Here is a 12,380-nt window from a genome sequence, read left to right on the forward strand (position 1 = left end):
TCCAAGGGTCAGAAGGGGTTCAGTGCCACGCGCTGAATGCGCGCGCTGGACGGGTAGACTGTGGCCCTTGTTCTCTTGAAATCCGGTTGCCCGATGTCCGCCAAATTCCGCTGGTTGCCCCTGTTGTGCCTGGCCCTGGCGGGCTGCAGCCAGCTGGAAAATACGGGCAACGTGACTGCCGCCGACAAGGCGTCGCGGGCGCCGTCCAGCGATGGCGAGAACATGGTGTCGATCAATGCGGCTGACGCACCGCCGCCGCCGGCGCCGCCGCGCAGCCGGGAGGATCGGCCGTGGCCGCAGGCGCAGCTGGAGAACGGACGTGCCTGGGTCAGCTGCAGCACGGAATATGCGGGCGATGCCGGCGACGGTGTCGAACTGGAAGGCCTGCAGCGCGAGCAGATCACCCAGGCCCTGGCGCCGTGCGCCGAGCGTGGCCTGATGCGCGTGCGCTACGCCGGCAAGATCAATCCGGGCTTCGCCGAGATGATGTGGCGTCTGGCGGTGGTGGCCGACCAGCAGAAGATCCACAAGCGCATCCTTGACCTGGATTCCAGCGGCGGGCAGGTGGAGTCGGCGATCGTGGCCGGCGACAGCATCGGTGAGTCGGGCTGGACCATCTGGGTCCGCGAAGGCTCGATCTGCCACAGCGCCTGCGTGTTCGTGCTGGCCGCCGGCGACAACCGCCTGCTGTCGGGCAAGGTCGGCATCCACCGCATGATGCGCATCAGTTCCAAGGCCACCTCGCGCGCCGAGCTCAACCGCGAGCTGCACGAGGTCTACGACAATGTGAAGGACTACCTGCAACGCAACGGCGTGGCGGTCGGTGTGGCCGATCTGATGATGACCGTGCCCAACCGCAGCCTGCGCCTGCTGACCCCGGACGAACTGCGCCAGTACGGCCTGGATGGCACCAATGCGGTGCAGGACGATCTGGAACGGATCAAGCAGATGCGTGCCTGCGGCGACGATTTCGTGCAGCGCAAGGACGCCTTCCTGGTCGCCTTCGACCAGCAGTGCAAGCGCGAAGGCGCCGACATGGAGTCGATCAACAGCTGTGGCCAGGCGTTGAAGCAGCGCTTCGGCTTCCCGGACGCGGTGTGCCCCGACGAAAGCCCGCTGTCGGAGATCGATGTGGCGACGCTGCCACCAGCGCCGCCGGAGCCGCCGCCGGTGGCCGAACAGGCGCCGGCAGAGACCGGCACCCCGGCCGCGCAGGCCGATGCGGCGGCGGTGGAAGGCAACGCCCCCGCGCGCTGACGAACCGCTCACCGCGCTGGCGTAGACTGCGGTCCTTTCCTCGAGAACCGGCGGTGTCCATGAAGCGCGTGCTCCTGCTGCTGTCCCTGCTGCCCCTGACTGCATTGGCGCAGGCGCCTGCGCCGGCCACGCCTGCACCGGCTCCGGCACGCCCGGCCCCGGCATCGCCGGCGGCCGCGAAGCCCGCCACTGCCGGTATCCAGGCGTTGACCGCTGCACAGCAGGCCCAGGTGCAGAAACAGGACGCGGAAATGGGCGCGGCTGCGTTGAAGGCGGCGCAGCTGGTCGATGCCAACCGCGCCGAAGAATTGTGGGATGGCGCTTCGGCGGTCGCGCGCCGTGCGGTGCCGAAGGCCACCTTCGTCAGCCAGTTGGCCGCCGAGCGTACGCGCCTGGGTGCGCTGGCCGGGCGTGGCCAGCCGACCATCACCCGGGTCAAGTACAGCCCTGGCGCCGCAGTGCCGGAAGGGCTGTACATCAACGTCAGCTTCCCGACCCGTTTCGCCAACAGCGCGCAGCCGGTGCGCGAGCTGGTCTCGTTCCGCTTCGACGAAGACCAGGTCTGGCGCCTGGCCGGTTACAGCCTGCGCGCGTCGGCACCCTGAGGAGATGAACGATGGCAACTGAGCTGACAATGCTGGCCTGGTCGATCGTGCTGGGCTTCGTCTACATCTTCGCCACCTCCACCGTGGTCACCCGCGAGCGCGGGATGAAGTGGAATGCCTCGGCACGGGATGGCGATGCAAAGCCGCTCAGCGCGCTGGCCGGTCGCCTGCAGCGTGCGCAGGCCAACTTCCTGGAAACCTTCCCGTTCTTTGCCGCCGCCGCGATCGCAGTGGTCGTGGCCGGGCGCAGCAACGACACCACGGCGCTGGCTGCGCAGGCCTACTTCTGGGCGCGCGTGGTCTACCTGCCGCTGTATGCCGCAGGCGTGCCCTACGTGCGCAGCCTGGTCTGGCTCGTATCGCTGCTGTCGATCCTGGCGCTGGTGTTCGCACTGCTGTAGCCGGGCCTGATCCAGATCAAGGCCAGTCATGCGCGCGGCGCTATGCTGGCCCGGACTGAATCAACGGCAGGAGGCGCGCATGCGCAGGATGGACGTGGTGGTGGTCGGCGCCGGACCGGCGGGCCTGTGCTTCGCGCGTGCGCTGGCCGGCAGTGGCCTGCAGGTCGGGCTGGTCGAAGTTCAGCCGCGCCAGGCCCTGGCCGACGCCGCCTTTGATGGCCGCGAGATCGCGTTGACCCATGCCTCGCGGCAGAGCATGGAGCAACTGGGGCTGTGGCAGCGCCTGCCGCAGGCCGAAGTCGCCGAGCTGCGCGATGCCAGGGTGATGAACGGCGGCTCGCCGTTCGCGCTGACCTTTGCCAGCAGCCAGGCCGATGGTCAGCCGCTGGGCTGGCTGGTGCCCAACCATCTGATCCGCCGCGCCGCCTGGGATGCCGTGCAGGGCCAGGATGGGCTGGAGCTGTTCGATGGGCGCAAGGTGCTGGGCGTGCAGGCCGATGCGCAGGGCCACGTGGTCAGACTCGATGACGGCAGTCAACTGCACGCGCGCCTGCTGGTCGCGGCTGACAGCCGCTTCTCCGCCACCCGCCGCATGCTCGGCATCGGTGCGCAGATGCGCGACTTCGGCAAGTCGATGCTGGTATGCCGCATGCAGGTCGAGCGCGACCATCGCCACACGGCCTGGGAATGGTTCGGCTACGGCCGCACCATGGCGCTGCTGCCGCTCAACGAGGGCCAGGCATCGGCGGTGATCACGCTGCCGCCGCGGCAGATCGAAGAATTGCTGGCGATGGACGAGGTGGCTTTCGGCGAGGCCATCAGTGCCTGCTTCGAGCATCGCCTGGGCCGCATGCAGCCGGTGGCCACGCCGCAGGCGTATCCGCTGGTGGGGGTGTACGCGCACCGCTTCGTCGGCGAGCGTTCGGCGCTGATCGGCGATGCGGCGGTGGGCATGCATCCGGTCACCGCGCATGGCTTCAACCTGGGACTGGCCAGTGCGCAGCGGCTGGCACAGGGCATCGTCGCGCAGCAGCGGCGCGGTGCCGACATCGCCGCCGCCGGCATGCTGGCCAGCTACCAACGCGGTCATCGGTTTGCGTCTCGGCCGCTGTACGAGGCCACCAACGCGATCGCCAGCCTGTACACCGACGATCGTCGCCCGGCACGCCTGCTGCGGGCCGCGGGCCTGCGCGTGGCGCAGGCCGTGGCACCGTTCAGGCAGCTGATTGCCTCGCACCTGACCCAGCGCGTAGCCTGAACATTCTCGGATCAGCCAGCGGCCAGCACGCGGATCTGGCTGTCGGCGAACTCGACCACCTGGCCTGCGCGGATCTTGCAGGCCTTGCGCAGTTCGACCTCACCGTCGACCCGCACCTGGCCCTCGCTGATGACCATCTTGGCCTCGCCGCCGCTGGTGACCAGGTCGGCTAGCTTCAGCAGCTGCTTGAGTTCGACGTAGTCGCCGTCGAGGTCGAATTCGAGAATCTGCATGGAGCGAGGGGTCCTGGAAAGAGGGCGCAGGCCAGCGGCCGGGCCGGGGAGCGGGCACGTATTGTGCGCCAGCACGGGGCACGACGGCACGCGCATGGAAAGCTGTACGCCTCGTTCAGGATCAATGCGGTATCATTCCGCTCTGAGCGAGTGAAATCTCCTCCGACCGAGCAGCGCCAGGGCACGCGATAAGAAGGGCGCCCAAAGCGCGGACCATCACCCTTTTTATCGCACTGCCAGGAAGACGGCAGTGCCTTCGGAGTTCCCCATGTCCCAAGATTCCCAAGCGCCGCTGCAGTTCGCGCAGCTCGGCCTGTCCGAGCCCGTGATGCAGGCGGTCACCGCCATCGGCTACGAAACCCCGTCGCCGATCCAGGCCGCCACCATCCCGGCGATGCTGGAAGGCCGCGACGTGCTGGGCCAGGCCCAGACCGGTACCGGCAAGACCGCTGCGTTCGCACTGCCGGTACTGTCCAACATCGACCTGCAGCAGATCAAGCCCCAGGCCCTGATCCTGGCGCCGACCCGCGAACTGGCCATCCAGGTTGCCGAGGCGTTCCAGTCCTATTCGTCGAAGATCCCGGGTTTCCGCGTGCTGCCGGTGTACGGCGGCCAGCCGTACGGCCAGCAGCTGTCGGCCCTGCGCCGTGGCGTGCACATCGTGGTCGGTACTCCCGGCCGCGTGATCGATCACCTGGACCGCAGCACCCTGGACCTGTCCGAGCTGAAGACCCTGGTGCTGGACGAAGCCGATGAAATGCTGCGCATGGGCTTCATCGACGATGTCGAAGCCGTGCTGAAGAAGCTGCCGGAGCAGCGCCAGGTGGCCCTGTTCTCGGCGACCATGCCGCCGCAGATCCGCCGCATCGCTCAGACCTACCTGCAGGACCCGGTGGAAGTGACCATCGCGGCCAAGACCACCACCTCGGCCAACATCCGCCAGCGCTACTGGTGGGTGAGCGGCATGCACAAGCTGGACGCGCTGACCCGCATCCTGGAAGTCGAGCCGTTCGACGCGATGATCATCTTCGCGCGCACCAAGGCCGGCACCGAAGAACTGGCCAGCAAGCTGCAGGCGCGTGGCCTGGCCGCTGCCGCCATCAACGGTGACATGCAGCAGGCCCAGCGCGAGCGCACCATCGCCATGCTGAAGGAAGGCAAGCTGGACATCCTGGTCGCCACCGACGTGGCCGCGCGCGGCCTGGACGTGGAGCGCATCAGCCACGTGCTGAACTACGACATCCCGTACGACACCGAAAGCTACGTGCACCGCATCGGCCGTACCGGTCGTGCCGGCCGCAGCGGCGAGGCGATCCTGTTCGCCACCCCGCGCGAGAAGGGTATGCTGCGCCAGATCGAGCGCGCCACCCGCCAGCCGATCGAAGAGATGCAGCTGCCGAGCGTGGAAGCGGTCAACGACACCCGCATCAACAAGTTCACCTCGCGCATCAGCGAAACCCTCGGCGCCGGCGGCCTGGACTTCTACCGCCAGCTGCTGGAGCGCTTCGAGAACGAGCAGAACGTGCCGGCCATCGAGATCGCCGCCGCGCTGGCCAGGATGCTGCAGGGCGATACCCCGTTCCTGCTGCAGCCGCCGGTGCGTGCCCCGCGTGAAGAGCGCGCGCCGCGCGAGCGCTTCGACCGCAACGAGCGGGGTCCGCGCTTCGAGCGTGGCCCGCGCCGTGACGACGCCGAAGGTGGTTTCGAGCAGCGTCCGCGCCGTGAGGTTCCGCCGCGTGGTGCACCGGAGCAGGGCATGGAGACCTACCGTATTTCGGTCGGTCACCAGCATGGCGTGAAGCCGGCCAACATCGTCGGCGCCATCGCCAACGAAGCCGGCCTGGAAAGCCGTTTCATCGGCCGCATCGACATCCACGACGACTTCTCGCTGCTGGACCTGCCGGCACAGATGCCGCCGGACGTGCTGTCGCACCTGCAGAAGGTGTGGGTGTCCGGCCAGCAGCTGCAGATGCGTGCGCTGGCTCCGGGTGAAGACACCAACCCGGCCCCGCGCCCGTTCAAGCCGCGCTTCGACAAGCGTGGTCCGGGCGGCCCGGGTGGCCCGCGTCGTGGCGGCCCGGGTGGTCCGGGTGGCCATGGGGGCGACCGCGGCGGTGACCGCGACAGCCGCCCGCCACGTCGTGATGGCTTCAAGCCGCGCGGCCCGCGCAGCTTCTAAGCCGCACCCGCAGCCGTCCAGAGCAACGCCAGCCCCCGGGCTGGCGTACAGGAAAAAGGGGACGGAGGGGATTAAGTCGTATATGGCAGGCCATGCGCTTATGCCGAAAACGACTTAATCCCCTCCGTCCCCTTTTTCGCATGGTCAACACATTGCCGGTCATAGGCTGGGCCGGTTCCAAAGGAGGTTGTCACCGCGGCACATTCGGGGGGATCCGGGATGGGTAGGAGTGGCACGGACCAAAAGAGCCGGCGGGTGCCGATGACCCGGGGGCTGGGACTGCGATTCGCGTTGTTGACCGGCATGGCGATCGGACTGGTCGCACTGTCGGCGTTGATCCAGGAACTGCAGGCGGCCTCCACCGCCTGGATCGCCGGCCAGGGATACTGGTCGCGTGGTCAGCAGGATACGACCGCCGCGCTCAGCCGCTACCTGGCGCGCGGCAATGGCCAGGATCTGGACGACGCACGCCGGGCTCTGCAGGTGCCGTTGGGCGATCTGCAGGCGCGGTTGGCGCTGGAACAGGCGGAGCCTGACGAAGAGAAGGCCCGGCAGGGCTTCCTGCAGGGGGGCAACGCGCACGCCGACATTCCGCGCCTGGTGTTTTCGTTCCGCTACGCGCGCGATATCGGTGCCTTCCGCGAAGCGACCGCGTTATGGCGGCAGACCGACGGGGACCTGATGGCGCTGCAGCGCCTGGTCGATGAGTTGCAGCGGCGGCACGAGGGTGGCCCCTTGCCGGCGGCCACGCGTGACCAGTACCTGCAGCAACTGCGTGATCTCGACCGCCGGATGCAGGTGCAGAGCCAGGCGTTCTCGCAGGCGCTACTGCGGATGGCGACGCTGGTGAGGCTGGCCACGTTGATGGTCGCGGGCCTGTCGGTGCTGGCGATCAGCCTGATGGCGGTGGCCCTGGCGCGCCGCGTCGGCGAGGACCTGACCGAACACGAGAGCCGCTTCCGCGCAGCGTTCTACCAGGCCAACGTCGGTATGCTCAAGCTCGATACCGAAGGCAAGGTGATCGAGGCCAACCAGGCGATGGCCGACATCCTCGATCATCGCCGCGACGTGCTGCTGCAGCTGTCGCTGGCTGACCTGCTGATGGACGGCGAGCTGGTCATTGACGGGGTGGGGCGCATCGATTGGGACCGCCAGCTGCGCCCGAGCGAACTGCGCTTCCGCCGTCGTGATGGCAGCCTGGTCTGGGGCCGCTGGAGCGGCACCGGTGTGCGCAGCGCCGGCGGCGGCCTGTCGGTGTTCGCGATCATCGAAGACGTGAGCCAGAACCATGCACTGGCGCGCGAGATCGAGCACCACGCCAGCCACGACCCGCTGACCGGCCTGATCAACCGGCGCGAGATCGAACGCCTGCTGGAACGCGCGCTGCTGCAGGTGCGCAGCGAAGGTGGCACGCACGCGCTGTGCTACATCAACCTGGACCATTTCAAGCTGGTCAATGACAGCTTCGGCCATGCCGCCGGCGACCAGATGTTGCGCAGCTTCGCCGATTACCTGGTGGCGGCGGTGCGCGATGGTGACTGGGTGGGCCGGCTGGGTGCGGACGAGTTCGCGGTGTTCCTCGCCCATGCCGGGCAGGACGAGGCCAAGCGCGTGCTGCAGCGGGTGATCCGCAATCTGGGGCAGGCGACGTTCCCGGTGAGCGAGGGCAGCCCGCAGTTGAGCTGCAGCATCGGCGTGGTCGAGGTCAGCGCCGATGCACCGGATGTGAACTGGTTGATGAGCGCCGCCGACAGTGCCTGCTATGCGGCCAAGCAGGCCGGGCGCAACCGCGTGCACTGCTTCAACGAGAACCGCATGGCGCTGGAGGAACGGCGCCGGGAAGCCGAGCGGCTGCAGGGCGTCAGCCTGGCCATGGCCGAGAACCGCATGGTGCTGTACGCGCAGCGTATCGCACGCGTCGGCGATCCCAGCTACCTGCACTACGAGGTGCTGGTGCGCATGCGCGGCAGCGATGGCAGCCTGCACCTGCCGGGCCAGTTCATGCCGGCGGTGGAGCGCTATGGCATGGCCGTGGCGCTGGACCGGCACGTGCTCGGCCTGCTGTTCCGGCACCTGCAGGTATGCCCGGCGCATGTGCGGCAGCTGGGACTGTGCAACGTCAACGTGTCGGCGCAGTCGATCGCCGAGCCCGGCTTCCTCGCCTTCGTCTGCGACCTGCTGGAGCGCAATCGCGCGCTGGCCTCCAAGCTGTGCTTCGAGATCACCGAGACCGCCGCGATCAGCAACCTCAGCCAGGCGCGCGCGTTCATCGATGCGGTGAAGGCGCGCGGCTGCCGGATGGCGCTGGACGATTTCGGCTCCGGGCTGTCCTCGTTCGGCTACCTGCGCCAGCTGCCGGCCGACATCCTGAAGATCGACGGGGCCTTCGTGCGCGACATGGATACCGATCCGGTCAGCCACGCCACCGTGCGCGCGATCAGTGAACTGGGGCGCGAGCTGCAGATGGAGGTGGTGGCCGAATGGGTGGAGACCGCCGAAGTCGCCGCCGCGCTGACCCGGCTTGGGGTGCAGGGCCTGCAGGGCTATGCGGTCGAGCGACCGCAGCCACTGGAACGGATGACCCTGGCCGACCTGCGGCCGGTGCGCCTGGTGGCCGTGAAAGGTCCTCCCGCCGCAGGCTGAATGCTCTGCGGCGACTTTGGTCTACACATGCGTTGCAGCCGCGGCTGCGATAATGCGCGCCAGGGGCGACGCGCAGTGGGCGCGGGCGTAAGCAGGAACAGGACGTGGCGTGGGCGGCAGGCAGTGGCAGTACGGAACAGGGGCGGTGCTGGTCGTGCTGCTGGTGTGGTTGGCAACGCCGTGGCCACTGTGGGCCGCCGCCGCCGAAGCCGGCCGCGATTACCTGCTGGTCGGCGCAGCCACCGATGAACCCACTCCACATCGCGCATGCACGCCGGGCATGCTGGCCGGTCACCGGCAGCAGGTGCAGGTGCCTGCGCCGCCGGGCGGCTGGTCGGGGCAACCGCAGGCCCTGGACGTGTTCAATGTGTTCGCTGGCGAAGTCCGCGTGCAGTATGGCGATCGCGAGATCTGCGGCAACATGCACGATGCCCGTACCCGAGACTCACGCTTCCGCGCGGGCGTCGGGCTGGTGGCGGTGCCGCCAGCGGGCAGTCACGATCCCTTCCTGGTGTCGTGGCAGACGCCGTTGAAGGCGCGCTGGGTACCCACCCTTCGGCTGGGTGCGCCCAGTCCCGTGCAGCAGAACGATACCGCCCGCCTGCTGGTGCGCGCGGCCTGCATCGCCGTGGCGATCGCACTGGCGTTGTCGGCACTGATGGCCTTCCTCACCACCCGCGACCGCAGTTCCCTGGTCTACATCGCCGGTACCACCGTACTGGTGCTGTGGCAGGCCATCCTCGGTGGCCTCAGCGGCTATCCGGAACCCTGGCTGCCGGTGGGCGAGCGCGGTGCCTGGTGGCTGCTGGCGTTGACTGCGGCCACGCAGGCCCTGGTGCTGCCGGCGCTGTGGCGGCTGAATGGCGGTGATCGCCTGTTGCCGCGTTCGCGTCCGTTCCAGCTGCTGGCGCTTTGGGGATTGCTGGTGTTGGCTGCACTGGTGCCCTGGCTGCCATGGGACAGCCTGGCCTGGGTGGCGCAGGGCCTGCAGGTGTCCTATCTGCTGGGCTGTGGCCTGGCGTTGATGGTCGGGGTGTGGGCGCGGCTGCGCGGTGACCGCTGGGCGCAGGCGGGGCTGGCGGCGCTGGCGCCGATGCTGGTGTTGATCCTGGCCGACGCCTGCCGCGCGGCGTGGTTGCTGGAATACCGCGTGGAGGCCCTGCAGCTGGCGGTGACCTGGCTGCTGATGATGGCAGCCTACGCACTGAACCAGCGGCTGGGCCGCCTGCGCCAGCAGCGCGATGAACTGCGCCAGCTGGCCGAGACCGATGGCCTGACCGGCCTGCCCAACCGCCGTGCCGGCCTGCAGCAGCTGGCCCGCCACCTTGAGCGGGTTGACCGCGAGCGTGGCCCGCTGGTGATCGGCTTCCTCGATATCGATCTGTTCAAGGACATCAATGACCGCCATGGCCACGCCGTGGGGGACCAGGTGCTGGTGGCGGTGGCACGCGCATTGCGTGCCGCGGTACGCAGCCAGGACCAGGTGGTGCGGATGGGTGGCGAAGAGTTCCTGCTGCTGATGCCGGGCATGCCGCGGGAGGCGGCGTCGGCGCGCCTGGATCGCCTGCGCCAGCACATCACGGAAGCGGCCCGGGCGCTGCAGGTGCCCGGCCTGGAGGTCACCGCCAGCATCGGCCTGGCGCAGTGGCGGCCGGGCGAGGACGACCTCGCCGCGCTGCTGCGCCGGGCCGACCATGCCATGTACGTGGCCAAACGTGCCGGCCGCAACCGGGTGTTCGACGGCGAAGAACTCGATCCACCCGGCCTGGCATGAAGCGCGGCGGGCGGCGATGCCGGATAATAGGGCGATGACCACCCGACTCAACAAACACATCGCCGACACCGGCTTCTGCTCCCGCCGCGAGGCCGATCGCCTGATCGCCGCCCGCCGGGTCACCGTCAACGGCCATCCGGCCGGCACCGGCGCGGTGGTGGGCGAGGAAGACCAGGTGCTGGTGGACGGCCAGCCGCTGCGCGCGCGCGTGGCCCGCAAGCCCGGCGCCCGCCGCCACGTCTACATCGCGCTGAACAAGCCGGTCGGCGTCACCTGCACCACCGAGACGTCGGTCAAGGGCAACATCGTCGACTTCGTCGGCCATGAACAGCGCATCTTCCCGATCGGCCGCCTCGACAAGGACTCCGAAGGCCTGATCCTGATGACCAGCAACGGCGACATCGTCAACCAGATCCTGCGTGCCGAGAACGGCCACCAGAAGGAGTATCTGGTGGCGGTCAACAAGCCGGTCACCGATGAGTTCCTGCGCGGCATGGCCCGGGGCGTGCGCATCCACGACCAGATGACGCTGCCGTGCAAGACCACGCGCATCGCCAAGTTCGGTTTCCGCATCACCCTGCAGCAGGGCCTGAACCGGCAGATCCGCCTGATGGCCGCCGAGTTCGGCTATCGCGTTACCCAGCTGCGCCGCGTGCGCATCGACAACATCAAGATTGGCGCGCTGAAGCCGGGCCAGTGGCGCAACCTGACCGAGCAGGAGCTGCAGGGCCTGCTGCCGAAGCAGCTGGACTGGTAGTGCCGGCCGCTGGCCGGCTGCAATGGGCGCGCGATGTATCCGGGATGCCGGCCAACGGCCGGCACGACCCGCCATGCGGATTGCGCACCGGCATCCGCTAGACTTCGCGGTGACCTGCCGGAACGTGACGTTGCATGATCAAGCCCGACAAGCCCGCCAACGAAGCCCTTCGGCTCGAGGCGCTGTATCGCTACCGCATCCTCGATTCGGAGCGTGAAAAATCCTTCGACGACCTGGTGGTGATCGCCAAGGCGGTCTGCGGCACCTCGATGGCGGCGGTGACCCTGATCGATGTCGAACGGCAATGGTTCAAGTCGATCCAGGGCATCGATGCGGCGGAAAACCTGCGCAGCGAATCGATGTGTGGCCATGCCATCCTGCAGCCGCAGCAGATCATGGTGGTCGAGGATGCGCTGCAGGATGTGCGCTTCCACGACAATCCGGTGGTGGTCGGCGATCCGCACATCCGCTTCTATGCCGGCGCGCCGCTGATCAGCTCCGACGGCTTGCCGCTGGGTACGCTGTGCGTGTTCGACGCACAGCCGCAGCACCTGGCCAGCGACAAGGCCGAGGCGCTGGCCGCACTGTCGCGGCAGGTGATGCTGGTGATGGAATTGCGCCGTTTCGCGCTGGACATCCAGAACCACATGCTGGAACGCGATGATTACGAGCGCCTGCTGTCGGAGTACCACGACGTGCTGCTGGCGCAGAACGCCGACCTGGCCGAGCAGAGCCGCACCGATGCGCTGACCGGCCTGCCGAACCGCCGCGCGATGGCTGCGGCGCTGGACGAGGCCGTGGCGGCGACCGGGGATCAGCCCGCTGAGGCCTGCGTCGCGCTGCTGGATATCGATCATTTCAAGCACATCAACGACTTCCAGGGCCACGCTACCGGCGACCGCGTGCTGGCCGAACTGGGCGCACTGCTGCGTTCGCACTTTGCCGGCCGTGGCATGGCGGCGCGTTATGGCGGCGAGGAGTTCGTGGCAGTGATGCCCGCAACCGACCTGCGCACCGCCGAACTTCAGTGCGAGTTCCTGCGCCTGGCCGTGGCCGACCTGCCACTGGGCTTCCCGGTCACGATCAGTATCGGCATCGCCCAGCACCAGCCCGGTGAAAGCGTGGACGACACGCTGGCACGTGCCGACAAGGCGCTGTACCGGGCCAAGGGCAATGGCCGCAACAGGGTGGAAGTGGCGGGCTGAAGCGCCCCGCCCGGTAGATCCACGCCGTGCGTGGATGCTCTTCCCGATTCACATCGCGTCGCAGCTCC

Annotated in this window: 10 protein-coding genes; 9 read left to right on the forward strand and 1 reads right to left on the reverse strand. The window is 68.4% G+C overall.

Annotated elements, in window-relative coordinates:
* Positions 1–93 precede the first annotated feature (93 nt).
* From AC5P66_RS01795 to ubiM, 4 genes are all read left to right on the forward strand, one after another.
* On the forward strand, positions 94–1,257 hold the full coding sequence (locus AC5P66_RS01795) for a COG3904 family protein (protein ID WP_049441382.1): 1,164 nt from the start codon (positions 94–96) through the stop codon (positions 1,255–1,257).
* A 59-nt stretch (positions 1,258–1,316) separates the two neighbouring features.
* The gene (locus AC5P66_RS01800; protein ID WP_099495091.1) at positions 1,317–1,862 is read left to right on the forward strand and encodes a DUF4019 domain-containing protein; all 546 of its coding nucleotides are present in this window, start codon (positions 1,317–1,319) and stop codon (positions 1,860–1,862) included.
* Positions 1,863–1,873: 11 nt separating this feature from the next.
* Complete coding sequence (locus tag AC5P66_RS01805; RefSeq protein ID WP_049441386.1) at positions 1,874–2,263, forward strand: MAPEG family protein; 390 nt, start codon at positions 1,874–1,876, stop codon at positions 2,261–2,263.
* A gap of 79 nt (positions 2,264–2,342) precedes the next feature.
* Positions 2,343–3,521 (forward strand): 5-demethoxyubiquinol-8 5-hydroxylase UbiM, encoded by a 1,179-nt coding sequence (gene ubiM / locus AC5P66_RS01810; RefSeq protein ID WP_099495090.1) that lies wholly within the window; start codon positions 2,343–2,345, stop codon positions 3,519–3,521.
* A gap of 11 nt (positions 3,522–3,532) precedes the next feature.
* On the opposite strand, the gene AC5P66_RS01815 is transcribed toward ubiM, so the two are convergent.
* Positions 3,533–3,754, reverse strand: coding sequence for an RNA-binding S4 domain-containing protein (locus tag AC5P66_RS01815; RefSeq protein ID WP_014036469.1), 222 nt, complete (start codon positions 3,752–3,754; stop codon positions 3,533–3,535).
* A 268-nt stretch (positions 3,755–4,022) separates the two neighbouring features.
* On the opposite strand from AC5P66_RS01815, the gene AC5P66_RS01820 reads away from it, so the two are divergent.
* From AC5P66_RS01820 to AC5P66_RS01840, 5 genes are all read left to right on the forward strand, one after another.
* Complete coding sequence (locus AC5P66_RS01820) at positions 4,023–5,933, forward strand: DEAD/DEAH box helicase (RefSeq protein WP_099495089.1); 1,911 nt, start codon at positions 4,023–4,025, stop codon at positions 5,931–5,933.
* A 219-nt stretch (positions 5,934–6,152) separates the two neighbouring features.
* Positions 6,153–8,576 (forward strand): putative bifunctional diguanylate cyclase/phosphodiesterase, encoded by a 2,424-nt coding sequence (locus AC5P66_RS01825; RefSeq protein WP_111096456.1) that lies wholly within the window; start codon positions 6,153–6,155, stop codon positions 8,574–8,576.
* A 109-nt stretch (positions 8,577–8,685) separates the two neighbouring features.
* Positions 8,686–10,350 carry a sensor domain-containing diguanylate cyclase gene (locus tag AC5P66_RS01830; RefSeq protein WP_099495088.1) on the forward strand — a complete coding sequence of 555 codons (1,665 nt, stop codon included), beginning with the start codon at positions 8,686–8,688 and terminating at the stop codon, positions 10,348–10,350.
* Positions 10,351–10,384: 34 nt separating this feature from the next.
* Positions 10,385–11,107 carry a pseudouridine synthase gene (locus tag AC5P66_RS01835; protein ID WP_049417285.1) on the forward strand — a complete coding sequence of 241 codons (723 nt, stop codon included), beginning with the start codon at positions 10,385–10,387 and terminating at the stop codon, positions 11,105–11,107.
* Between the two features lie 134 nt (positions 11,108–11,241).
* Complete coding sequence (locus AC5P66_RS01840) at positions 11,242–12,312, forward strand: sensor domain-containing diguanylate cyclase (RefSeq protein WP_099495087.1); 1,071 nt, start codon at positions 11,242–11,244, stop codon at positions 12,310–12,312.
* Positions 12,313–12,380 lie beyond the last annotated feature (68 nt).

Source organism: Stenotrophomonas sp. YJH_SMC_122 (assembly GCF_059369535.1).